This window comes from Paenibacillus ottowii, assembly GCF_050516475.1.
GTDB classification, from domain to species: domain Bacteria; phylum Bacillota; class Bacilli; order Paenibacillales; family Paenibacillaceae; genus Paenibacillus; species Paenibacillus ottowii.
The window spans coordinates 4801828-4827420 of record NZ_CP191577.1; the positions used below are offsets into that span (position 1 = coordinate 4801828).

The 25593-nt window shown below is 44.3% G+C and carries 14 protein-coding genes; 12 read left to right on the forward strand and 2 right to left on the reverse strand.

From position 1 onward, the window contains the following. The first annotated feature begins 50 nt into the window (after positions 1-50). The 7 genes from ACQQ6X_RS22415 (at position 51) to ACQQ6X_RS22445 (ending at position 9186) form a co-directional block, all read left to right on the forward strand. Positions 51-1070, forward strand: coding sequence for an aldose 1-epimerase (locus tag ACQQ6X_RS22415; RefSeq protein ID WP_305167096.1), 1020 nt, complete (start codon positions 51-53; stop codon positions 1068-1070). 153 nt (positions 1071-1223) lie between these two features. Beyond that, entirely contained in the window at positions 1224-1934 is a 711-nt protein-coding gene (locus tag ACQQ6X_RS22420) for a FadR/GntR family transcriptional regulator (protein WP_305167097.1), read from the forward strand. Positions 1935-2034: 100 nt separating this feature from the next. Continuing rightward, positions 2035-3579, forward strand: a complete 1545-nt coding sequence (locus ACQQ6X_RS22425; RefSeq protein ID WP_305167098.1) for a 2-isopropylmalate synthase — start codon at positions 2035-2037, stop codon at positions 3577-3579. Between the two features lie 164 nt (positions 3580-3743). Beyond that, entirely contained in the window at positions 3744-5132 is a 1389-nt protein-coding gene (gene fumC / locus ACQQ6X_RS22430) for a class II fumarate hydratase (protein WP_305167099.1), read from the forward strand. A 198-nt stretch (positions 5133-5330) separates the two neighbouring features. Then, entirely contained in the window at positions 5331-6797 is a 1467-nt protein-coding gene (locus tag ACQQ6X_RS22435) for a potassium/proton antiporter (protein WP_305167100.1), read from the forward strand. A 221-nt stretch (positions 6798-7018) separates the two neighbouring features. Continuing rightward, positions 7019-8140 carry a phosphodiester glycosidase family protein gene (locus ACQQ6X_RS22440; RefSeq protein ID WP_063210507.1) on the forward strand — a complete coding sequence of 374 codons (1122 nt, stop codon included), beginning with the start codon at positions 7019-7021 and terminating at the stop codon, positions 8138-8140. A gap of 41 nt (positions 8141-8181) precedes the next feature. Further along, positions 8182-9186 (forward strand): stalk domain-containing protein, encoded by a 1005-nt coding sequence (locus ACQQ6X_RS22445; RefSeq protein ID WP_305167101.1) that lies wholly within the window; start codon positions 8182-8184, stop codon positions 9184-9186. A 111-nt stretch (positions 9187-9297) separates the two neighbouring features. On the opposite strand, the gene ACQQ6X_RS22450 is transcribed toward ACQQ6X_RS22445, so the two are convergent. After that, positions 9298-9837, reverse strand: a complete 540-nt coding sequence (locus ACQQ6X_RS22450) for a helix-turn-helix domain-containing protein (RefSeq protein ID WP_063210505.1) — start codon at positions 9835-9837, stop codon at positions 9298-9300. 271 nt (positions 9838-10108) lie between these two features. On the opposite strand from ACQQ6X_RS22450, the gene ACQQ6X_RS22455 reads away from it, so the two are divergent. Both ACQQ6X_RS22455 and ACQQ6X_RS22460 read left to right on the forward strand, forming a co-directional pair. Next, entirely contained in the window at positions 10109-10522 is a 414-nt protein-coding gene (locus ACQQ6X_RS22455) for a DoxX family protein (protein WP_305167102.1), read from the forward strand. Positions 10523-10571: 49 nt separating this feature from the next. Continuing rightward, positions 10572-11429: a VOC family protein gene (locus tag ACQQ6X_RS22460; RefSeq protein ID WP_305167103.1), complete on the forward strand. Its 858-nt coding sequence runs from the start codon at positions 10572-10574 to the stop codon at positions 11427-11429. Between the two features lie 81 nt (positions 11430-11510). Here ACQQ6X_RS22460 and glsA read toward each other — a convergent pair whose 3' ends face one another. After that, entirely contained in the window at positions 11511-12449 is a 939-nt protein-coding gene (gene glsA, locus ACQQ6X_RS22465) for a glutaminase A (RefSeq protein ID WP_063210499.1), read from the reverse strand. 177 nt (positions 12450-12626) lie between these two features. Here glsA and ACQQ6X_RS22470 point away from each other — a divergent pair, with 177 nt between their 5' ends. From ACQQ6X_RS22470 to ACQQ6X_RS22480, 3 genes are all read left to right on the forward strand, one after another. Then, the gene (locus ACQQ6X_RS22470) at positions 12627-16070 is read left to right on the forward strand and encodes an amino acid adenylation domain-containing protein (protein WP_305167104.1); all 3444 of its coding nucleotides are present in this window, start codon (positions 12627-12629) and stop codon (positions 16068-16070) included. Positions 16071-16442: 372 nt separating this feature from the next. Beyond that, entirely contained in the window at positions 16443-24665 is an 8223-nt protein-coding gene (locus tag ACQQ6X_RS22475; RefSeq protein ID WP_430493496.1) for an amino acid adenylation domain-containing protein, read from the forward strand. Further along, entirely contained in the window at positions 24652-25533 is an 882-nt protein-coding gene (locus ACQQ6X_RS22480; RefSeq protein WP_305167106.1) for a hypothetical protein, read from the forward strand. The genes ACQQ6X_RS22475 and ACQQ6X_RS22480 overlap by 14 nt, the downstream gene beginning before the upstream one ends. The last annotated feature ends 60 nt before the right edge of the window (positions 25534-25593 follow it).

The window sequence follows — 25593 nt, forward strand, 5'->3', positions numbered from 1 at the left end:
AAGCTAAACGCTTTCATTAAACATCGTCATTTCATCAAGGAGGATTTTTGATGACACAACAGCATACTGCAATTGGTGATCTTTATTATGGAATACCGGCGGTTCGTCTTAAATTTGGGCGATATGAAGCGGTTGCCCTGCCAGGAAACGGTGCAAATCTGATTTCTTTTCGTGACAATGAGACGGGATATTCTTTTCTGCGTGAGCCGGATGCTGAGAGCATAGAGGCTTTTAAACAAAGCCCATCCGTCTACGGAATTCCGTTTTTGTTCCCTCCGAATCGTTATGAGGACGGAAAATTCCTGTGGAATGGGGTTACATATGAGCTGCCAATTAATGAAGAGGCTACCCATAACCATTTGCATGGCTTTTTGCACACCGTTCGGTGGGAAGTTGAAAACTATGGTTCCGGGGAGCAAGGTAGTTATGTGGTAATGAATCAACATGTAAGGGAAGGGCATCCTATGTTCCGTTATCTACCCTTCACCTTTACAATTAAGCTGACGTACAGTCTTGACGAATTTGGCCTGCATCAGCGTTATGTGATTCATAACGAAGGAGATCAACCGATTCCCAACTTGTTTGCCTTTCACACAGCCATTCGGGTTCCGTTTGTACCCGATAGCTCGCCTGAGGATTACAAGATTAAGGTTACGATCGGTGAACGGCGCGAGCTAACAGATCGATTACTGGCCACGGGACAGTTCCAACCGTTATCACCAGAAGAGGAACTGATGAAGACAACAGGAGTTAGTCCTTATTTTGCCTCTATGGATAATCATTATACGGCGGCTCCGCAAAATGGGCGTAACTACATGGAACTCACACACAGCAAGACAGGTGCTACTCTCGTATACGATGTAGGCACTGCTTATAAGCATTGGATGATCTGGAACAACAAAGCGAACAAGGAATTCATCTGTCCTGAACCGCAAATGAACATGATTAATGCACCAAATCGACCAGACTTGCCTGCGGAAGACATCGGATTAATTGCACTGGCGCCGGGGCATATTTTCGAAGCAACCAGCCGTCTGTATTGTGTTACTCCTAATAAAACGAAATCTTAATATTTCTTTATCCTACTAAGCTTGCATCGTGATGGACGGTGCAGGCTTTTTCGGATGGTATGGCCTCATTTTAAAAAATGATGGGGATAGAAAGATGAAATAGGTTGCAGAAAGCAATGGGTCATAGTATGATACGAAACAGGAGATGATCAGATGAATTATGAAACAGTGCCTTTTCAAGCCATCAAACGCAAGCAAATTGCCGATGAAGTGGCTGAGCAGCTGCAACGAAAAATTGCTGCTGGTGAATGGAACGTGGGCACTAAGATTCCAACCGAGCCCGAGCTTATGAAGCTTTTTGGAGTCGGACGATCTACCGTTCGTGAGGCGGTTAGTGTGCTGGTGCATGCCGGTCTATTAGAGAAAAAGCAAGGCCACGGAACCTTTGTCTGCCAACCGACGACTTCTCAAGAACCATTGGATTACCGACTAAGCCGTGCCGAAATTATTGAGGTGTATGAAGTGCGGAGCGTCTTGGAACTGGAGATTGCCAGATTAGCTGCGTTACGTCGTAATGACGAAGATTTACGCTTAATGCGGGAAGCGCTGGACCGCCGAGCTGCGACATTGGCTGCTGGAGATATGAAAGGGTACTTGGATGCGGATATCACTTTTCACTTGGCTGTTGCAGCAGCTACAGGCAATAAGGTGCTTACAGACGTCTACCGCAGCTTTGTCGAGGCTATTCGCAAGGCGCTGAACAATCTTATCACGGATCCGGCGATGCAAAATCATTTTACACTTCAGCATGAAAAAATTTATGAAGCGATCTTAGATCAGGATGGCAAGGCTGCCGAGCTGTATAGTATTCAGCATTTGGACGGCACCAAGCTTGAATTGCAAAAGCATATGGGAAGTTCTTAATTTTTTTATTCTTAAACATCAGATGATCAGATGAATAAAACGATCTAAAAACCTTCAATCAACGAGCATCTCCTAAAATCAAACCAAAGGTGGTATCTGTATGCGTAAAATATGGGTGTTGGACACAACGTTAAGAGATGGAGAACAATCACCAGGGGTTAGCTTAACCAGCACAGAAAAGGTGGAAATCGCTCTTCAGCTTCAGAAATTAGGCGTAGATCGGATTGAGACTGGCTTTCCAGCAACCTCACCTGGTGAGATCATCAGCATGCAGGAGATTGCCAAACAGGTCACCCAAGCAACACTGGTTGGTTTTGCACGCTCGAAAGAGCAGGATATTGATGCAGTCAGAGAAGCTCTACGGGGAGCAGAGGACGCTTGTCTTCATTTGTTCCTGGCTACCTCGCCAATTCATCGCCAGCACAAGCTGCGAATGGATAAAGCGAAAGTATTAGAGACTGCTGCCGCTGCTATTCGTTATGGGCGCAAGTATTTCAGCAAGGTAGAATTTTCGGCGGAGGATGCCAGTCGTACCGAACTGGACTTCATTTGTGAAGTTGTAGATATGGCAATTCGCGCTGGGGCGACAGTCGTCAATTTACCCGACACCGTGGGATATGCCTCGCCAGATCAGTTTGGAGAAATGTTTAGAGTTGTAAAACAACAAGTACCTGGTATCGAAAAAATACAGCTGAGCACACACTGTCACGATGATCTCGGCATGGCAACAGCTAATACGTTGGCTGCTATACGTAATGGGGTAGATCAATTTGAGGGTACCATCAACGGCATCGGTGAGCGAGCCGGGAATACACCAATCGAAGAGGTTGCGCTGGCCCTTGACACGAGAACCGAGCTGTATGGTGCACAAACGAGTCTGGTTTTGGAGGAACTGTATGCCACCAGTCGATTGGTAAGCAAACGTACGGGAATGTCGGTACCTGGAAACAAGGCCATTGTTGGGGCCAATGCATTTGCACACGAGTCCGGTATACACCAGGACGGCATGCTAAAGGAGCGTACAACGTATGAGATTGTGTCCCCTGAGCGGATTGGTCTCAAGACAAGTAAACTGGTATTAGGCAAGCATTCAGGACGTCATGCGTTTAAGGAAAAGCTGGCGGACATGGGCTTTGACATGTTGTCAGAGGAACAGCTTCAGGAGGCATTCCGCAAATTTAAAGCCTTGGCGGATAAGAAAAAACAGGTGCTGGATGAAGATTTGCTCGTTCTGATGGATGAGAGCCGCAATGCCTCTCCTCAAATTTACACATTAAATTCTATTCAGGTGTCTTATGGTAATCAGTCGGTCCCGGTCGCCTCCATACGGTTGAATAAGCAAGATGGTACATCGATTGATGAAGTAGCGATGGGGAATGGTTCTGTTGATGCGATTTTCAATGCGATAGACAAGGCCAGTGGTGAAATGGTGGAGCTGGAGGATTACTCCATCCAGTCTGTAACCTATGGCAAAGATGCGTTGGGGGAGGTACACGCTATTTTGAGGCAAGGTGAATACACAGCACTGGGAAGAGGCACAAGTACAGATATTTTGGAAGCTAGCGCGAAAGCTTATATCGATGCCCTAAACAAGCTGCTGGGCAGAAAAGAAGTCCAAGCCAAAAGGAATATCACGATTAGCTAAGGTTAGTAATCAAGCTTATAATTTAATTTTCCTTCTGTCTCCTCTGGCCTTATCGTAAAAAAGCGCTTGCAAAATATATGATAACATTTGAAATTTAATGTATAATAGGCAAGGAAGATCACCATATTTTGTCTGAATTACATAGGCCAAGAGGAGGAAATGAGTTGAACTACCGCATTGAGAAGGATACGTTGGGCGAAATCAAAGTACCGGCAGACCGTTTGTGGGGAGCGCAAACACAGCGCAGTAAGGAAAATTTCCCGATTGGCTCGGAGAAAATGCCGTTAGAGGTCATTCAGGCGTTCGCAGTGCTCAAAAAGAGTGCGGCGATCAGCAACTATAAGTTGGGTAAGCTATCTCAGGAGAAGCAGGACGCCATTATTTATGCAGCGGACGAGATTCTAGCTGGACGCGTCGATGACCATTTCCCATTGGTTGTATGGCAGACAGGGAGCGGTACGCAGTCCAATATGAATGTCAATGAAGTGATTGCTCATCTGGGCAGTCAATGGTTACAAGAACAGGGAAAAGATGCGAAGCTGCATCCAAATGACGATGTGAATATGTCGCAAAGCTCCAATGATACGTTTCCTACAGCGCTTCACGTAGCGGGTGTTATTGCCGTCGAGGACCGTTTGTTGCCTGCCATTGATAAGCTGAAAGAGACTTTTCAACAGAAGTCAGCACAATTTAAGGATATCATCAAAATTGGCCGAACCCATTTACAGGATGCGACACCACTTACACTGGGTCAGGAAATTAGCGGCTGGTATGCCATGCTGGATAAAAGCAAGCGAATGATCGTCGATACGGTTCAATATATGAAGGAACTGGCGATTGGCGGAACAGCAGTGGGCACAGGAATTAATGCTCATCCAGAGTTTGGCTCACGAACCTCTGCAGAAATTTCCGACTTCACTGGCAAAACGTTCACTTCCGCACCTAATAAATTCCATGCTCTGACCAGTCACGATGAGGTGGTGGCTGTACATGGAGCAATCAAAGCACTAGCTGCAGATTTGATGAAAATCGCCAATGATGTTCGCTGGTTGGCAAGTGGTCCGCGGAGCGGTTTGGGGGAAATCACGATTCCAGCTAACGAGCCGGGGAGCTCCATTATGCCTGGTAAGGTGAATCCAACCCAGAGTGAAGCACTGACGATGGTCGTTACGCAAGTCATGGGTAATGACGCGGCTATTGGCTTTGCAGCAAGTCAAGGCAATTTTGAATTGAATGTTTTCAAGCCAGTAATCATATACAATTTTTTGCAATCTGTTCATCTGCTGGCCGATTCCATCATTGCTTTTAATGACAACTGTGCTGTTGGCATCGAGCCCGATCTTGCTAAAATTGAGCACAATTTGAATAATTCACTGATGTTGGTGACAGCATTAAATCCACATATCGGATATGAAAATGCTGCTAAAATCGCCAAACTTGCACATGCAGAAGGACTGTCTCTAAAGGAAGCGGCACTTCGTAGTGGACTGCTGACGGAAGAGCAGTTTGACCAATATGTTGTACCTGCGCATATGATTCATCCTAAAGCATAAAGCATGACGATGGTCGTAGCTTAAGACCTACAAAATTTACAAACCAGCTTGTGGAGTGCCGATCCAGCACAGACCATGAGCTGGATTTTTTAATTTTCCCATAATTTTTTTACTTAAGATTAGTATTCTGTGTGATTTGAGGGTATATAGTTAAAAGGCGAAAAAATGAACATTTATTTTCAAGATAGGAGAAGCCGTATGGAACAGACAACCGTGATTAATTTGATTGTGCTTTTGCTGTCCGGCTTGCTGCTGGTCGGTGTGCTGACTACCAAATTTTCCAGCCGTTTTGGCATGCCTGCGCTTGTTTTATTTATTGCTGTAGGTATGGTGCTCAGTCAGTTTATTTATTTTGATAATGCCTTTATCACACAGCTGGTGGGCATCCTCGCGCTCATTGTCATTCTGTTTGAAGGTGGGATGCAGACAAAGTTTACTGATATTAAGCCAGTTATTCGACCTGCATTGTCATTATCAACGCTAGGGGTCATCATTACGACTGTAGTCATCGGTGTATGCGCCAAGTTTATTTTAGGCGTTGGCTGGATGGAATCGATGTTGTTCGGCGCTATCGTCGGATCGACGGATGCGGCAGCCGTGTTTTCCGTTTTAGGCGGTAAAAATATCAAAAAACGAATTACCTCAACGCTCGAAGCTGAATCCGGCAGTAATGATCCGATGGCTGTATTTCTCACAGTAACATTGATTGAGCTAATACATCACCCTGAGCAATCCATCTGGATACATATCTTGTTGTTTTTATGGGAAATGGGTTTTGGTTTAGTTGTTGGTTTTGTACTTGGACGCCTGGGCGTATACGCGATTAATAAAATGAATTTTGATTCATCCGGTTTGTATCCTGTGATGGCATTGGCTTTTGCAGTCCTGACGTATGCGGCGGCATCGTTATTAGAGGCAAGCGGATTGCTGGCCGTGTATGTCATGGCTATTGTATTGGGGAATTCCGATTTGACCTACAAGCGATCCATTATTCATTTTAACAATGGTTTCGCCTGGATGGTGCAGATCATGATGTTTGTCCTGCTTGGACTATTGGTTTTTCCCGACCAATTGCTGGGCATTGCGTGGCAAAGCTTGGCGCTCTCCTTCATCCTCATGCTTGTGGCTCGTCCAATAGGCGTGTTCCTAGGCTTGTTATTTTCCAGATACTCTGTCCGCGAGAAGACGTTGTTATCCTGGGCAGGACTGCGGGGAGCGGTACCCATTGTACTAGCAACCTATCCATTACTGGATGAAATGGATGTAGGACCCTTGTTTTTTAATGTTGTATTTTTCGTAGTGCTCACTTCTGCGATTATTCAAGGTACTACGATTTCGTGGTTAGCAGTGAAGCTTGGCTTGATGGACCCTAACCAGACGTCGTCGCCTTCACTGCTAGAATTAGTTTCTCTGGGAAAAACCACTTCGGAAATCAATCACATTCAGGTACAAAAGGGGATGTCGATAGCGGGCAAGGCGATCCAGGATATACAGCTGCCTGAGGACATTTTATTCACAGCTATTATTCGGAACGAGCAAATTATTGCTCCGAGAGGCACGACTGTAATTGAACCTGGCGATACTTTGTACGTGCTTAGTCCAAAACTCAAGCGACAGCAGATGAAAGAACTGTTCATGCTGCTCGAACCAGAGGCGGCTCCTTAAATGAGTTTTGTTCTTATATTTGCAGTCCTTCACATTTTAAGTGAAGGGCTTTTTGTTATTTTATTTTTCAGAGTGGATGAATCTGTTAAAAAATTGACACTATCATTCTACAAAATTAGTTTATGATATTGTCGTTAGATGTCGCAGCCTATCATTACGGATCATTTGATGGGCAATAGTGATGAAATACGATAGAAGACACCATACAGGAGAGATGATGAATGAAACCGGAAGTCTTGCCACAGCGGGCAGCAGCTCGCAGGCAGAAAAATAAGAAAAAGAAACGAAAAGGAAGATTTGGTCGCTTTATGCTGCGACTTTTTATTGTATTCCTATTAGCCGGAATTGGGGGTGGCGCATGGTTGTTTTTAACCCCATCTGGCAAGGATATGCGCTATTTGGCTGCGGACACACTAATTACAACTCAGCATCGTCACTGGGCGAAATATTTTATCGGGGAAGAAGAAGCGAAGAAACGCGTGGCTGAATATTCGGCCCGGTTCGAGGAGATGGGCGAGGAGAAGGACAGACATACTATCAAGCTACCTGATCTGGTTCCCACCAAGGTACAACAAACGCCGTTGGTAGAAGTGGAAGAGGTGTCGGGACGCAATTATCATGGCTATGTTATGACCGTGCATGACCCCACTAAAATTAGGCTCGGCGTTCCTGCTAAAGTCGGTCGGGGAGAACGGGTATCAAGCATGGTCGAGCGTTTAGGGGCTGTTGCTGGCGTAAATGGCGGTGGATTCGCTGATCCCAACTGGAACGGGAATGGCTTTAAACCGATTGGTGTTGTCATTTCTCAGGGCCAGATATACTACAACGATATGGGTAAAGATGCCTCGGTTCAAATCGTAGGTATTGATAAACAGGGAAAAATGATAGCCGGTCACTATTCGTTGTCCGAGTTGTCCAAAATGAATGTGCAAGAAGCGGTTACTTTCCAACCACGGCTAATCGTGAATGGAAAAGGTCTGATTCGCAATGCGAGCGAGGGATGGGGAATTGCTCCCCGTACTGCAATGGGGCAGAGAGCAGACGGGGCAATTATTTTCGTTACCGTCGACGGTCGCCAGCCTGGGTACAGCATCGGTGCCAACTTGTATGATATGCAAAATATTTTACTTAAACATGGAGCGGTTATCGGTGCTAATCTGGATGGAGGTTCATCCACGGTACTCGTCAAGGACAACACCATTGTCAACAAGCCTTCCTCTGAATACGGAGAGCGATATTTGCCGACTGCGTTTCTCGTATTTGAGCATCCAGAGACCGTCAGTATCCCGAACATATGGGCAGGAATGAAACCCGAAAACATTGACGCAGCGAAAAAGAGATAAAGCCGGGATGAACAAGTCTATTCAGTGAACGGAGACTAATAATGAAGCTAGATCGAACAGGATTTCAGCGATGGTTTGTCGCCTTGCTCATGTTATCATTATTGTTGACAACAACGCACCAAGGAGAAGCTGAAGCAGTTAAGCAGGGAACCCCGGCATCTCAATCAACGCAGCTAACCGATATTGTTATAGCCGGTCAGCCCTTAAACAACAAAATCAAACCGCTATTGATCGACGGTAAGCTGATGGTACCGCTCAAACCATACGCTGAAGCTGTGGGTGCAAGCTACCATTGGGACGCTAAACAAAAGCAGATCACGCTGCAAAAGTGGGCAGAGCCTTTAATACTTAAAGAGCGATTACGTAAGAACCAGCATCAACTGACCTTTAAGGTTGTAGGCAAAGACGTATATGTACCTCTTAGAGATGTGTCGCTTGAATTAGGTTATACGTTGGAGAATACAAACACACAGATTCAGATCGAGCCACCGATTCACGGTAAACTAAAAGAACAATTGTATGAGGGGGATCTCGTAGCAGCACGCGAAGCGTTCATCCGCTTAGAAAGACATTCTGTTCATCCATATATAGAAGTTCACCGTCCCAACACTGAGCTTTTGTCTAGTGTCTACATGTTTCCTCAAGGTGAAGCATTACGGTATTTTACAGTGAACGGGGATGTGCTGAGTCTGGTTGAAGTGAAGGACGGTTTTCCGATGGTCACCTACCAAGGGTATGTGGGAGCTCCCTTTGATAATACCTTTACGATGGAATACGATCCACTGGAGCTGTTTTTGGCCAATAAAGCCAAAGATCAGTGGGGAACCTATCCGAAACTTAATAAGCCGCTGATCTATGAGTATACTACAGGATGGGGAGACAGCAGCACTACTTTTTATGGGCGTATTACTATGGATAAAAAAGATGAGCTGCTGGGTACGACGGGCGATCCGGTAAGTGGACTCCGAGCCGATGCCAAGCAGATCATGAAAACCTTCAAGCTTCCATGGGAATCGAGGACCGATGTCCAACAGGTAGTGGAATAAGTAAAACAACTACTACAAAAAAGCGTGTATCGTTGAAGTTAATCTAACTTCCCGGTACACGCTTTTTGCAATGAAATAAGTATTTGACATTGAAGGGAGCTCAAACTTTTATTAGACGTCATGATCTGCTTCGAGAAATACGGCGATCAGAATACGCGCATTGTTTTCTCCTACGTTTTTGGCATAGTGGGGGATGGCTGCTCTCCAGCTAAAGGAATCTCCTGCTTCCAGCGTAGCTGAATCCTCGCCCTGCTCCACATATACAGTACCCTCCAAAATAAAATGAATCTCATCCCCGGCATGAGCATGCTCTTCTTCTGTAGATGAGCCTGGCGGCATGTCCACCAGCATCATTTTGACATTCCCCTGACCACCCAAATGATCAACCTGGAGGTTGTTTTTACCATACAACGTTTTACGGCGCTCATCCTTGCGAATTACTTGCATCCGTTCCTCTTCTTTAAGAAGCAGGAAAGCAAGGGGGACGTTCAGCGCATTAGCGATGCTGTCCAATGTAGCGATGGAAGGGGAGGTTTTATTATTTTCTACTTGACTCATAAACCCTTGAGATAGTCCGGTTCGTTCGCATATTTGCTGGATGGATAAATTTTTACGTTTACGAGCCGCGCGAATGTTGCATCCTATACCCATTGAGCATTCCTCCTTTTTAAAATTATAATCTATACTAATTTATTATTTATCATACCAAATAGTTTGTTGACAGACTATACTTTCTTATGCTAAATTCACATTACAAAATAATTATTACTATTACTAATAATTTGAGTTTGATTCACACCTATGTGCTGCGGTATAGATTCAGACGAGTCTCTTTTTTTAAGCAAATTATTAGTAATATAAATTAATTATTCATATACGCTTGTATGAGTGTAATAAAACAAACAGAATGGGAGAGATAAATATGAGTTCAGCAAGCAGAAACATTTCTACAATTATGCGGGTGGCGCTGGGGATTTTGTTCCTGGCACATGGAATAGCTAAATTCCAAATGGGGCTGGGTAATGTAGCAGGCTGGTTTTCCAGTATTGGCGTCCCAGGATTTTTAGGTTATGTGGTTGCGGTGATTGAGTTGGTCGGCGGGATTGCATTGATTCTTGGATTGCTTACTCGTTATGTATCTGGCCTTTTTGTTATTGTGTTGATCGGTGCCATTTTTACAGCCAAATTGTCTGGCGGGTTGATGGGAAATGGTCAAGGTGCAGGCTATGAACTGGATATTGCTTTTATTCTGGTAGCTCTTCACCTCGTATTTGCGCCTACTACTCGCTTTTCTTTGGATTCTTTGTTTAGCCGTCGTAAGTCAACAGAGCAATAATTTTGATTTAACCTTAGTCATCCAATCCATGTAGAAAGAGGGAAATCTCATGACAGCACATCTTCATGACAAAACCAAAATCGGGCAGGTTTCATTAAAAGTGAGTAACTTGGAGCGTTCTATTCAATTTTACACTGAGGTTGTTGGTCTGCAGCTTCTGCGTCAAACGGCGGATACCGCTGAATTGACTGTCGACGGAAAACATCCGCTCCTGATCCTTAATTATGTTGAAAATGCAGTGATTCTGCCGCGCCAATCCGCGGCTGGACTATATCACTTTGCTATTCTTCTACCGAATCGTGTAGCTCTCGGTTTGTCTTTACGCAATCTGCTGGCCCATGAGATTGAAATTGGACAGGGAGACCATGATGTAAGTGAAGCACTATACATTCATGATCCCGATAATAACGGGATTGAAATCTATGCGGATCGTCCTCGTGATCAATGGAAGAAGGATGCAAATGGTTATTACATGATGGGAACAGATCCCGTGGATGCAGAAGGTCTGATTGCCATTTCTGAAAATCTACCTTGGCAGGGACTGCCGCAGGGAACGGTAATTGGTCACGTTCACTTCCATGTGTCTAATCTGCTCACAGCACAGCAATTTTATTGTGATGTGCTTGGCTTTGACATTACGTGCCGATATGGATCTTCAGCCTTGTTCGTTTCTGCAGGTGGTTACCATCACCATATGGGCTTGAACATATGGGCAGGTGAAGGTGCACCACCAGCTCCTGAGCAGGCGGCAGGATTAAATTATTTTGAATTGGTTGTTCCAGATCAACAAGAATTGGATGCCATAACCGCTCGTTTGGCTGCGGCAGGTTATGGATGGCAAGAACGTGATAGTGCCATATATGTGACTGACCCGTTCCGCATTCAAATCAAATTGGTTCATGATTAAACCATTTAGCAATGTTTTGGAACGTAACAGAAAAGGGTATTCCTATAAGCCGTACAGGCTGGGAATACCCTTTTTGATATACTAAAACAAGCTCCAATCCATATCCCGAGACATCGTCTCCAGCAAGTGCACACCCGCTGTACTGTTGCCCATACGATTCAATGAAGGCCCTACTAGCCCGATACCATATCGTCCGGGTACCATTGTCATTATACTTCCAGATACGCCGCTTTTGGCAGGGAGTCCGACTTGAATGGCGAATTCACCGGAGGCGTCATACATACCACATGTTGTCATAAATGTTTTGGCGATCTGTACATAGCGACGGGGAATCAGCGGTATACCTGTGATTGGATCACGGCCGTTGAAGGCTAGTACGAGTCCCATGCGTGCTAAATCTGTACAGTTCAATTTGACAGCGCAATGTCTGAAATAGACGTCAAGCACATCCTCCACATGACCTCTTAAAATGCCCTTTTCCATTAGAAAATAAGCAAGGGAACGATTTAAATGGCCTGTGGCTGATTCTGAATCGTAGACATCCTGATCATATTCCAGTTTGTCATTATGAGTAAGCAGGCGGAAAAATTGAAGAACACGGGCAAATCTCTCTTCTGGACTGTTTCCGCGAATCAGAGAGGAGACTGCAATTGCTCCGGCGTTAATCAGTGGGTTAAATGGAATCCCCGGCTCGACCAGTTCTAGCTTGAGCATGGAATTAAATCGATCCCCGGTAGGCTCCATCCCCACCTTAGAGAAGACAACATCCTCTCCATTATCCATCAAGGCCAGAATGAGTGTAAATACCTTGGAGATGCTTTGCATCGTAAATTGAATTTCCGTATCTCCGGCTACCACGGTCTCACCCGCACCATTCATTACCACAATACCCAGCGCATCAGCCGGGGCTTTGGACAGTTCGGGAATATATGCTGCTACCTTGCCATGGATATATTCATGACGGCTTTGTTCTACCCATTCCGGCAGTTTGGTCTGTAATCTCTGCCACTCCGATGTCATTTCTTTTCCTCCAGTCGAGTAACCAATCTGTGGTATTTTATTGTAGAGCAAGAAGTAGCTATATACTTATTTTAAAGAAATTTTCGGTCAAAAAACAAGCTCTCATGTCATTTCTTTTTCTCCTGTTAAATCCCCAACCTATTGTAATATCTGGATTATGGATGACAGGAGAAGGAGATGAAGTCAAGTATGTTACACGGTATGTTAGCGGATTACCCGCGGGAGAAAACGATTCATCAATTGTTTGAAGAGCAGGTTGAGCGCACACCGGATCACGTAGCGGTCGTATTTCGGGACAAGCACTTGACGTATGCCGATCTGAACACACAGGCCAATCAGCTTGCACATGTTTTGCGGAACAAAGGTGTAGATAAAGATAGGCCCGTCGGAATCATGGGCGATTGCTCATTAGAAATGATCATCGGGATATTCGGAATATTAAAAGCCGGGGGAGCCTATGTGCCGATTGATCCGCAATATCCAGAGGAACGTATACGCTATATGCTAACAGATTCTGGCGCAACTCTCCTGCTGACCCAGCTTCCAATCCCCAACTCAATGGAACTCGACAATCTTGCACTGGATTTGACAGATAAACGAAACTACGGGAAAGAAACGGGGAATCTCACTTCTAGTCAAAGTTCCGATGCGCTAGCATGCATTATGTATACGTCTGGTTCTACCGGCGAGCCTAAGGGAACCTTAACGATGCACTACAACATTACACGTGTTGTTAAAAAGACAAATTACATCCATTTCTCGACAAAAGATCGTATATTGCAAGTGTCCAGCTTTTCGTTTGACGGTTCTACATTTGGTATTTATGGGGCTCTGCTTAATGGGGGTACTCTTGTTTTGAGCACTCAAGATCAAACTGTGAATGCACGTGAGCTATCCAATATACTTCGTACACAACAGATTACAAAATGCTTTGTGACAACGGCTCTTTTTAATGCATTGGTGGATATTGATCCCAGCTGCTTTGCAACCATTGAAACGTTGCTATTCGGTGGTGAGAAGGCGTCGGTCAGTCATGTACGTAAAGCGCTTGCATATCTGGGTCCAGGTCGTTTAATTCATGTCTATGGACCGACGGAGAGCACGATATTTGCTACGTACTACCCGATTAATCATTTGGACGATAATGCAAATAGCGTGCCAATCGGCAAACCAATCAGCAACACGAAGGTTTATATCCTGGATCAGGAGCAGCATCCTTTGCCGCAGGGAGTTGCAGGTGAATTGTACATCGCTGGCGACGGATTAGTTAAAGGTTATTTGAATCAACCAGAGTTGACAGCGGAGCGGTTTATTCAGTCTTCATGGGTACCTGGAGGCAGGTTGTATCGTACCGGAGATTGGGTACAAGAGCAATCGGATGGAAACATCGAATTTATTAGCCGAATCGACGGCCAGGTGAAAATACGGGGCTATCGAATTGAGCTGGGGGAAATAGAGTCGCATCTATTAAAATTAATTGATATACAAGAAGCGGCAGCTGTTGTTCGTGAAAATGAGGCCGGTCAGAAGCAGCTGGAAGCGTATTTTACAGCGACCACCAATCTGACAGCAAGTGAAATTAAAACGGCTCTCTCTATCAAGCTGCCGAACTACATGATCCCCTCTTTTTTTATTCAATTAGAGCAATTGCCACTGACATTGAATGGTAAGCTGGATCGTAAAGCACTGTTGGCTCTTGGTGAAAATATACATGCTGGAGCAGAATATGTGTCTCCTGAGCCGGGACTGGAAACGAAGCTGATGGAAATCTGGCAGGATGTATTGGGACTACAGCAGCTCAGTGTTTTAGATAGCTTTGTCGACCTCGGTGGACACTCTATTCATGCGCTTACTTTAATGTCAAGGATGGAGTGTGCGGGATATCACGTCACTTTAACAGACATTTATCACTATAAAACGATTCGGGCCCTCGCTGATTACCTTCATTCAACACAGAATAGTGCTATAGGGTCCCCAAAGCAGCAGGGCATCATTAAAACAGCACAACAGTTGATGTCTTGGCTTCACCAAGAAACGGGTGGTGTTTTTGAGTGGGTGAAATACCAAGTAAGGGATTTTATTCACGAAGTTAGAGATATTCAGGTACTTTACTCCGACATGGTGGCTGACGTTAACCATATCATGCGGATTATGGACGGAAAAGTAGCTCCAGAGTTACTGCCACATTATATTGTACCACTGCAACTAAAAGCGGAAATGGCTGATCAATACTGGACGATGGATGAAGAGGAATTCTTCCAGCGTCTGGGCTTAAAGAGCATGAATTCGGATCATGTGGAAAGTTTACGCAAGCAACTGGAAGAGGATTATTTGAAAAAAGATCAGTTTCTTAAAAGAGGGGAAGTGGCTCAAAAATATCCGCTAAGTGGAATTCAACAAATGCAAATTTCGTTTCAAACACCACCAAGCTTAGATGTATTTAGGCTGGATGAATGTGTAAATTATGATTTTTTGAATCAGGCTTACAATCACTTTGTCCAAAGTCAAGGATTACTGAGGAGCGTAGCGACCCCAAGAGATGGATGGACTTATTGGAGGGAATACGTACTTCCTAGCAATACTGTGTCAAAGCTTAACATTATTGACGTGTCAGCTCACAATCCATGTGGCTCCCTTATGGAAATGATAAATGATTATATTACAAATACCAGGTTCGCCGGAGAGCATATGATGTTCCACATGTTTGTGCTGAAACGAAACCTGCGTGAACATTATGTCATAACTATTTATCACCATACGATATGCGACCGGGTGACCTCAGAAGTATCCGAACGACAGTTGCTTGCCTGCTACAGGTGTCTACTTCAAAATCGCCCCCTTCCTACGGATGAAGTGAAGCCCTATGTGGAGTATGTCAGACAAATCCAAAGTGGACCGAAGGGAATCACGGAAGAAGAATTGATATCAGCTTTTAATTTGGAAGCGTTCCAAAAAAGCAAGCAAAACATCTTACAAACACCAAAGCTACGAGCGAGCACAGAAGCCTATCAGTTTAACGTATGTATCCCCGCTGAGAATCCTTCTTTAGAGCTGGCGCTTTCTGTCTATTCAAGGGGTCTGCAAACTTATTTAGGTATGGATAAGCTGCCATTGTTATTTTTATATGATGGAAGAAGATACGACGAGGAGGCTTACTATAACACGGCTGGTGAATTTATTGATTTTGTGCCTATGCTGTTGGATCTGAAGCAAAACCCAGATGAAATGATGCTGTCTATCAGAAGCAGACTGGATGTACTAAAACACCATACAATCAATTTCATGCATCTTCTTACAAGTCCTGATTATAAAGACAAGTGGGAACAGACCAGAACATTTGTACAATTGGGGAAACAGTATGAGCAACTAGATTTATTCATGTTTAACTATTTAGGAAACAGCACGAAAGCAGGCACAAAATACAGTACTTATTATGATGATACTGTTGTAAAGCAACCGAATCCGCTGCCGATCCATTCACTGTTCAATTGCATTGCTACTTCCTACACGGACGGTCTTATTTTTTCTATACGATGCAGTTATGAGATAGAAGTAGAGGAAGTCAGGGCCGCTTTTTATCAAGCTGCCGGTATGGCATCTCGGATTGGGGAGGTACAATAAGTGATAGAGTCATCCACTACACCTAGTCAGAGTGGGTCCGATAGGTCACAACGTTATTTGCCTTTATTTTCTCACCACAGTAGAAATATCGAACAACCCGCGGGGAATGACCGAGTGCTTTACAACATTCGTTTGGAGACAAGGCAGGTTCAAGCGATTTTAAAATTTGTACAGAATCACCAGATAGGTATGCCTTCCTTTATAACATCCATATGGTCCGTACTGCTATCCCATTACGCTAATCAATATGCTTTGCCTGTTGTATATTCTGTGATATCCGACAAAGAAGCCAAAGAATGTCGTCTAGATTATCCGCTACTCATTCATATACAGAGAGAAGATGATATTTTCTCTTTGATACAAAGGGTTGCAATGGAATGGAATAAACGACGTACCAGCAGCGATTGGAGAGAGGATTCTTCGCAGCAAACTAAAATCGATTCTCGATCAGGGGCAGAGAAGGATTTCTTCAATGTGAGTATCAAGGAGATGTGTGATAATTTCTTATCTCCAAGTTCCAATGTGAGAGCACCGGCTCTCTTATACAGTATAGATCAGCTAGAAATCGCACTCTGCTACCATTATGATGCGGATGTATTGGAGTGCGCAATCCAGTATGATGGAAATCGTTTTGGAGAAAGACAAATCGCTAGCTTCGCAGGCCATTTTCAAACATTGCTGGAAAATGTGCTCCTTCTTCCAAAGAAGAAGGTACTATTTCATCCCATGCTGACCACGAAAGAACGCACACAGATGCAACAATGGAATAATACAGAACGAGCCTATCCTAAGGATAAAACGGTGGTTCAATTGATCGAGGAGCAGGCTGATCGAACACCCCATGCGATTGCCTTGGAGTTTGGTGAGCAGAGGCTGACCTATTATGAGTTAAATCACCGGGCAAATCAAATCAGCCACATGATTAGAGAGTCGTATTTGCTACAAGGACATGGCTCGCTGCCGACTGGTACGCTGATTGCTATCATTATGGACAGAAGCGCAGATGTGGTTCCCTCAATGCTCGGAGTTATGAAAGCGGGAGCTGCTTATCTTCCGATTGATCCCCAATATCCTGGGGAGCGGCTGCGATTTATTTTAGAAGATGCACGGGCTGAAATGATTGTAACGCACAGTCAATTAGTAAGCAGGATACATCCATATATTTCTCAACTGGGTATGAAACCACATTCACTGATTTGTGTGGATGAATGCTCGGTGCAGCAGGACTGCAATCCCAACGAAAATTTGCAGATCGGGCTGAAGCAGAATGATCTGGCTTATGTTATCTACACTTCCGGCTCTACCGGAAAACCGAAGGGAACTCTCATTGAACATGCTGGCTTGGTCGCATTGGTCCCTTATCTGGTTGAAAAGTTTGGTATTACCTCTGACTCAAGAGTCATGCAATTCGCCTCCATGAGTTTCGACGCTTCGGTCTACGAATGGATCGGCACGTTATCAGTAGGCGGGACATTGGTTGTTCTATCAGATGATGAACTACCACCTTATGTTGATATTTCAGATATTCTTGCAGAGAAGAACATCCACATTGCCATGCTGACACCATCAGTGCTTCGAACAATGAAACATAGAGAATTGCCGAAATTGCATACACTTATATCTGCTGGAGAACCCTGTACTCCTGACATTGTCGATTATTGGGGTAGAGGAAGACAATTTGTGAACGCTTACGGGCCGACCGAAGTTACGATAATTTGTGCTACTTCTGTCTGCCGGCCAGGAAAAGAAATTACGATCGGTCAACCCGTCTATAACAAACGGTTATTCGTCTTAAACTCATTCGGCAATCCTGTGCCTGTCGGCGTTCCCGGCGAATTATGGGTAGGGGGCATTGGGCTTGCCAGAGGATATTTGAATCGTGAGGAACTGACTCGAGAACGGTTCGTTCAAAAAGAGATTGCAATCAGCAGTGAGTATCCGTCGCACAGTGAGCGGTTATATAAAACCGGGGATATTGTGAAATGGACGCCGGATGGAGAACTGGTATTTATAGGACGCAGTGATGAACAGATTAAAATCAGAGGGTATCGTATCGAACTGGGTGAAATCGAATATCAGCTACGCCAGCATCCTGACATCGGCCAATGTATCGTTCAAGCCTGGAAAGACGGATCATACCATAAACTGGTTGCCTATTATACTGCTGGAGAAGAACTGAAAGAGGCGGAACTGGCGCAGCACTTAAATGCTATGTTACCAGCATATATGATTCCTTCGTATTTTTGTCATCTGGATTCATTTCCAGTAAATACAAACGGAAAAGTCGACCGTGGGGCTCTCCCCGATCCGAAGAGTACCTTATTTCTTCATGCTGATGAAGCTGTGGAAGCAGATGAGGATGATCTCGAAAAGCGTTTGCTTTGGATTTGGCGACAGATTTTAAAAAGGGGAGATATCGGAGTTAACGACCATTTTTACGCTGTTGGGGGAGATTCAATTCTTGCCATTCAGGTCGTATCTATGGCCAGAGATCACGGTATGATACTTACTCCGAGACAAGTGGCAGAGCATCCAACCATTAAGAAATTAGCTACTGTAGTTGCTTGGATAGACAGTAGTCAAACGGAAGAGCTTATGGTTGATTTGACAGGCGAATTTGGCTTGACACCAATCCAACACTGGTTTTTCGAGCAACCGTTTGTAGAGCCGCATTATTTCAATCAATCCCAGCTATTTGTGCTCCATGATTTCGATCCTGTGAGGTTGGAAACTGCCATTAATCAATTGATTCGATTACATCCAGAGCTTTCGATGGAGATTGTGGTCAGGGAACATGAGTATTCGCAGCGCTACCAAACGGATGCCTCCATCCAACTGGCTAGCTATACCCTTCAACAAATTGAATATCCTGATTCCGAAATTTCAAGCATATGTGATACATGGAGCAGACAATTGAATTATGAGACGGGAAACATGATGTATGCAGGAGTAATCCAAGGTCATCCTGACGGTAAAGCTCGTTTATTTATGACTATACATCATCTGGTCATTGATGGAGTGTCCTGGAGAATATTGGTTCAGGAATTGTATCAATTGTATCAGGGGATCGCGCTGCCCCCCGTTTTGAATCCATACAAAAAGTGGAATTCTGCATTGATGAGTTATTCTGTACATGAGGATACTTTAAGTCATATTGAACATTGGAAAAAAGTACAGCACCAAGCTGCAGCTTTTGTGCTGCCAGTTGACCATGATCCGGCTCATAAAAAGAGCAGGGAATCTTCAGAATTGGTTACGATACTTGCTTCGGACGAGACGGAGCTGCTTTTGCACCATTGCTCCCAGGCTTACCATACTGAGATCAACGATTTGCTGCTTACAGCTTGGTCTCTAGCGCTCTCCGATTGGTCTGGACAGACAACGATTGCATTTCGCTTAGAAGGTCATGGACGTGAGCACTTTGTATCCGATATAGACCTGACAAGGACTATCGGTTGGTTTACCTCCATGGTTCCAGTTTGCATTCAGATTCCGGATGGTTGCTCTTTGGGAGCGACGATTAAATCTGTCAAAGAGCAATTGCGCTATATTCCTCACCGCGGCATGTCCTATGGTGCTTTAAGATACTGCCACCCGCGCGAAGAAGTTCGTTCCGAGTTAGCAGCTTCCGAACCTCAGGCTCTTTTCAATTACTTGGGCCAATTTGATCAGGGGAATATGAATGAGTCAAACGGTTGGCTAGAGTTTACACGTGACGCAGCACAGGATTATAGCTCACCGCTTAATCATGGAACAAGCCTATTGGAACTCAATTGTTCCATTGTTCATGGCAAGCTGCATCTGTTTATGAAATATAGCAAGTGTCATTATGAAGAAGTAACTATAACTCAATTGCTAGATGCTTTTGTAACACGTCTGCTTGCTATTATCGAGCATTGCAGCCAGGCTGAACACGAAGAATTCACCCCTAGTGATTTTCCATCCGTGTCCCTGGAACAGCAACCGCTCGATCAGATCGTACAGACATATCACTTGCAGTATGGTCTGGATAAAATGCTGTATCTAACTCCCTTACAGAAAGGACTACTGTTCCATTACTTGGACCATCCCGCCTCCGATCAATATTTCGTACAGGTTCGTTGGAAATATCATGGCAGGCTAGAGGTAGATCACTACCGTGAAGCCTGGAACAGTGTCATTGCCGAAAATGATAGCTTGCGGACTTGCTACATTTGGGAGGCGCTGGACAAGCCCATACAATGTATTGTCCGAAATGCAGAATGGGCATGGACCTTTTTGGATTTTGAAGCAGAGCAACCAGTGCGGCAGCAGGAGTATATCGAATGCTGGATGGCAGCGGATCGTAATCACCGTTTTGATCTAACTCAGCCCGCGTTTCGCCTAACCTTGATTCAGATTGCTTCGAACGAATGGACGATGATTTGGAGTTACCATCATATTTTGCTGGACGGTTGGAGCCTACCGCTGCTGCTGAATCGGGTACATGAGCTCTATGCTTGCAGCCTGCAAAATCGGATGCCACAGCGCAGCTTGACCCGTTCTTTTGAATCTTATATTCATTGGTTAAACTCTAAAGATCGCACGGAGGCCGAGACATTCTGGAAGACGTATTTGGCCGAAGTAACGGAGCCAACACGACTGCCGATAGAGAAGGGTACACTTCCCGATGTACATCAACCGATCGAGAACCAGCAGATCGAAACTCTTATTTTTGATTCAAAACGAACCAAGCAAATTGCTGATTTTGTACAGCAAGCACAAGTTTCACTAAATACGCTGGTACAGTTCGCATGGGGCAAAGTGCTACAAGTCTATCATGATGCCGATACAACCATTTTTGGCATGGTGGTGTCCGGGAGAGGATCGGATCTTGCAAAAGCGGATCGGATCACAGGCATGCTGATTAATACGCTGCCTTTAGTCATGCACTGGAATGTGGAGCAAACCATCACGGAGTATGTACAACAGCTGCACCAAACCATTCAGAAAATTAACGACCACAGTTATGTGAGTCTAAACGAATTGAGGAGCTGGTCTGGTATTCAGGGACATGCCATGTTTTACAGCATCGTGGCATTCGAAAATTATTTGAACGATTATCGGCAGCCTGCAAATGAATTGAAGATGTCATCTATGGAGGAACGAGAAAAAACGAATTATCCAATGACGATCACCGTGGCCCATGATGGGGAGCAGATGATCATCAAGTTTATATATGATGCAGATCGACTGAAAAAAGAAACGGTTAGCCGATTAGCAGAGCATCTGCATAATACGGTGCAATATGTATTGGAACATCCGAATCATACCCCTGCAGATGTCTGCTTTATGAACAGGGATGAATATGATCGAATCGTCTATGAATGGAACAATACGTATACAGCATATCCCAGAGATCGTTCGATTGTTGACTTATTTCAGGAGCAAGCCAAGCAGCGGTCTTCACAGCCGGCAATAATTGCGCACAATCAGGTTATGTCCTACCAAAGCTTGGACCTCATGTCTCAGCACATTGCCAATAAATTAACGGATGATGCTAATGCCAATGATCGTCATGGAAAGTTTATCGGAGTTTATTTGCCGCGTTCTCTTGAATTCATTGTCTCTATTCTGGCGATTATGAAAGCGGGATATGCCTATGTTCCTATTGACCCTGATTTTCCTGCAGAAAGAACCCGTGAATTAATCAAGGACACTGGACTGGACACCATCCTCACTTCACAGGAAGGAGCGGAACGTATCTCAGAAGTCAGTAAAGGAATCCGTTTAATCTTGATTGATACAAAGCATTTTGACCCAGATGGAATTGTACAACAGGAAGAGAAGAGAAACAGGGTTGCTCCCAATGACCTTGCTTATCTCATGTATACGTCCGGATCGACGGGAAAACCGAAAGGCGTTATGGTGGAACATCGCAATGTCATTCGCTTGGTCCAAAACACTTGTTATTTCCCATTTTCCACTGACGTCAGATTACTTTATACGGGTTCGCCTGTTTTTGACGCTTCGACGTTTGAAATTTGGGGAACGTTGCTGAATGGCGGTCAGCTGTTTGTAGTTTCCAAAGATGATCTTCTGAATATCCGCCTGATTGAGCAGCGGATGAAGGAGTGGGGAATTAATACCCTATGGTTAAGTTCCGCACTGTGTAATCAATGGATTGAAGAAAATGAAAAGCTATTTGCTGAACTCCAATGGTTGGTTGTAGGTGGGGAAATGTTGTCGGTTAAGCATATCAATCGTATCCGGCTCGCCTATCCGGAACTTTCGATTCTCAATGTGTATGGTCCTACGGAGAACACCACCTTTTCGACGAGTTACCGGATCGAAGAGCCATTTGAGCAGAATATTCCTATCGGTAAGCCCATAAGTAATTCAACTTGTTACATTTTGGACAAACGGGGCCGTGTTCAGCCTGTCGGAGCAGTCGGAGAATTATACGTGGGAGGAGACGGGGTGGCGAGGGGATATTGGCAGCAAAACCAATTGACAGAGCAGGCGTTTATTTCAAATCCACATCGCTCTGCCAAAGATCGTGAAAGAGGTACAAATGTAGTATTATATCGTACGGGTGATCGAGTAAGATGGCTCCCAGACGGGAATATCGAGTATATCGGACGGGTTGACGATCAGATAAAACTCCGTGGTTATCGAATCGAACTCGGAGAAGTCGAGTTCCGTCTTGGCAGCTATCCTACAGTGAAAGAATGCCTGGTCCTTGTCCGGGAGGTTCATGGTGATCTACGGATGTTCGCTTACTATACAGCGGAAGAGGAAGAACGAGAGGAGCAGCTTCATACCTTTATGGCTAATGGCCTTCCATCATATATGCTGCCGTTTCGTTATATTTGGCTAAAGTCGTTCCCGTTAACGGTTAACGGGAAAATCAATCGGAAAAGGCTTCCTTTACCTGAAATCCCTAGCGAGAAAGAAGCAATTGCCGGACCGAAGACTGAATTGGAGCAGACCATAGAAGAAGTTTGGAGCACGGTCCTAAAGCTGGATTACATCGGCAAGAATGAATACTTTCACACGTTGGGAGGACATTCACTCCATGCGCTTCGCATAGCCAGCTTGCTACAAAAAAGCGGATATCCAGTTACGGTCAATCAGATATTTCGCGAACAGACGATCGAACGTTTGGCTATTTCCTTGAGCAAAGCATCGACGAATACAGCACCTGCCCTCTGTCCGAATATGGATAACTCGTATATTCAATCTATAAGAAAAGCATATCCGGATGACGGATTTCCACTGTCTGCTGTACAAAAACGTTTTTTCCAAAGAGATCTTGTGAATCGCAACATGTTTAATGTTCCTTACCTGGCCCTGCTCAAAAATTACATTCCTACTGAATTACTGAGCATGTCGATTGAACAACTATTGAGTAAACATGAGGCGTTACGACTATCTTTTGCTCAACTGGAGGATGGAGAATGGTATCAGTTTGAGCAGCAAATAAGTGCAGAACAGGTAGTCTCTTACGTAGATCTTCACATGGTCCCGGGTTCACATGATGTCTATATTTCGGACTACTGCTCGAAAGTACAGTATGAATTCGATATCAAGAAAGGCCCTTTATGGAAAGTAGTGTTGTTTGATCACTATTGCGGAGAGAGGCAACAGGTGATATTACTTCTGTTCCATCATTTGATTTTTGACGGAATCTCCATAAACATTTTTTTAGAGGATTTGAGACATCTTCTCTTGCCGGGACAAGGGAGTGATCTGGCGCTACATGCGGAGGAGGAAAGCAGTTATCGGGATTGGTGCATCGCGTTGACCCAATATGCGGCGAAAAACACTTTTTCTAAAGCATTCACTTTCTGGAACAGGGTTGTAGAAGGCGGGCAATCTTTGCAGGTTGACACGGAATCTGAGGTAGAACCTCTTCATCGCCACATGAGAACTATAACGCATGATTTACTTGAAGGAGAAGAGCATCTCCAGCGATTAAAGGCATTGGCTATAAATCATCAAACGACACCACTGAGCATCCTGCTAACGGCACTATCACAGGCTTGTTTTCAATTGAAAAACCAATTGGATTTGCTGCTGCATGTCATGTCCTATCAACGTGAGTCTTTTTTGCCGGGTATTGTGATTGATCGTACTATTGGTTTTTTTGCTGGAGCATATCCTCTTCGTATTCAGATCCCGGAAGAAGACCAGTCGGACAATTGGGAAAAGGCACTGGGTCATGTCATACACATGTTGCAGCATCTTCCATCTGAAGGCATGGATTACTTTCTTTTACGATATATGATACAGGATATTTATCCAAATACGAAATCACTAAGGGACGGAACACATATGCTTTTCCATTACCAATCAGAGGAAATGAACGGAATTGCTGATGATTTGTACGAGCCTTTATCGATTTCTTACGGAAATACGAATGCTGCGGACAACCCCTCTGCTTACAAGTTAAATATGACGGCAGATCTTAGACGCGATAGATTAAGTTTAACCTGCTATTATAGTTCACTGCATTATAAGGATCAGACGATCGCTAAGTTAGTACGTTTTATATCCGAATATCTGTATCGAAGCATCGGTGTTCGACCATATACCATGATAGTGGAGGGAACCTCAGATTATGAAAATATATGAATTTTGCCCCTTTTTCAATGAAAATCGCGTTGCAGAGATTAAAATAAAAGAAAATGCCAGCTGGATCGACGAACTGCATGTGATCGAAGCTAACAAGACATTCAGCTATTTGGATAAGCCACGCAACTTTAATCCATATTATGTTGGTTCCAAGGTCATTCATCATCCATTTCATGCGGATCAAATGTTTCGTGAACCTGAGCAGCATTCGTTGTACTTTGATGTGGATCGCTGCGGCGCGGATCACTTTGACCACTGGTACTGGCGTCTGCTCAGTCATAACAGTGCGTTTTATAATGAGGCTTGCCAAAGAAACAGAAGCACCTCTATTTTGCAGGATAAGGTTGAGGATGATGATGTGATCATATTGGCTGATTTCGATGAGATCATTGACAGCCGGATGGCAGATCGTATTGTTGCGGAAGTGAAGAAGCATCATATTATTACGATAAAAATGCACTATTCTGTATTTTTTCTGAATCTGTTTTGCCAATCTAATCATGGTGCTCCTCATTGGAGCTATCGCGTGTTCGCTATGACCGGACGCTACTTCAAAAGTATGCCTTTCACACCTGATTATCTCAGGAAAAAGGGGATTGCAGAAGCTTTATATGATGATATTTATTGTCTGGAGGAGCCAGCCGGATTCCATCATTCGTGGCTTGAATATCAGAAAACAGCACTTCCCAAACTGCAAGCATTTGCCGCCAATGTGGAAGATAAAAGTATTTTGAATGCAGAGTATATTGATCAATGCTTACATGATAAAAAGCTGTACTATATCGACACTGAACTTTATGTTGATAACTCAAAATCGTTTTTGAGCAGTCTACAGGAGCTTGAAACCGATGATCTTTGGTACAAGTAAAGTGAAGTGAAAAAAACTGCACCTCCAGCTGTTAGATATGTCTAACATCTGGGGTGCAGT

What these genes read in the sequence shown, in the direction of transcription:
- ACQQ6X_RS22415 (WP_305167096.1), top strand. Translation starts at nt 51, where the DNA reads ATGACACAACAGCATACTGCAATTGGTGATCTTTATTATGGAATACCG.
- ACQQ6X_RS22420 (WP_305167097.1), top strand. Translation starts at nt 1,224, where the DNA reads ATGAATTATGAAACAGTGCCTTTTCAAGCCATCAAACGCAAGCAAATT.
- ACQQ6X_RS22425 (WP_305167098.1), top strand. Translation starts at nt 2,035, where the DNA reads ATGCGTAAAATATGGGTGTTGGACACAACGTTAAGAGATGGAGAACAA.
- ACQQ6X_RS22435 (WP_305167100.1), top strand. Translation starts at nt 5,331, where the DNA reads ATGGAACAGACAACCGTGATTAATTTGATTGTGCTTTTGCTGTCCGGC.
- ACQQ6X_RS22440 (WP_063210507.1), top strand. Translation starts at nt 7,019, where the DNA reads ATGAAACCGGAAGTCTTGCCACAGCGGGCAGCAGCTCGCAGGCAGAAA.
- ACQQ6X_RS22445 (WP_305167101.1), top strand. Translation starts at nt 8,182, where the DNA reads ATGAAGCTAGATCGAACAGGATTTCAGCGATGGTTTGTCGCCTTGCTC.
- ACQQ6X_RS22450 (WP_063210505.1), bottom strand. Translation starts at nt 9,837, where the DNA reads ATGGGTATAGGATGCAACATTCGCGCGGCTCGTAAACGTAAAAATTTA.
- ACQQ6X_RS22455 (WP_305167102.1), top strand. Translation starts at nt 10,109, where the DNA reads ATGAGTTCAGCAAGCAGAAACATTTCTACAATTATGCGGGTGGCGCTG.
- ACQQ6X_RS22460 (WP_305167103.1), top strand. Translation starts at nt 10,572, where the DNA reads ATGACAGCACATCTTCATGACAAAACCAAAATCGGGCAGGTTTCATTA.
- glsA (WP_063210499.1), bottom strand. Translation starts at nt 12,449, where the DNA reads ATGACATCGGAGTGGCAGAGATTACAGACCAAACTGCCGGAATGGGTA.
- ACQQ6X_RS22470 (WP_305167104.1), top strand. Translation starts at nt 12,627, where the DNA reads ATGAAGTCAAGTATGTTACACGGTATGTTAGCGGATTACCCGCGGGAG.
- ACQQ6X_RS22475 (WP_430493496.1), top strand. Translation starts at nt 16,443, where the DNA reads ATGGAATGGAATAAACGACGTACCAGCAGCGATTGGAGAGAGGATTCT.
- ACQQ6X_RS22480 (WP_305167106.1), top strand. Translation starts at nt 24,652, where the DNA reads ATGAAAATATATGAATTTTGCCCCTTTTTCAATGAAAATCGCGTTGCA.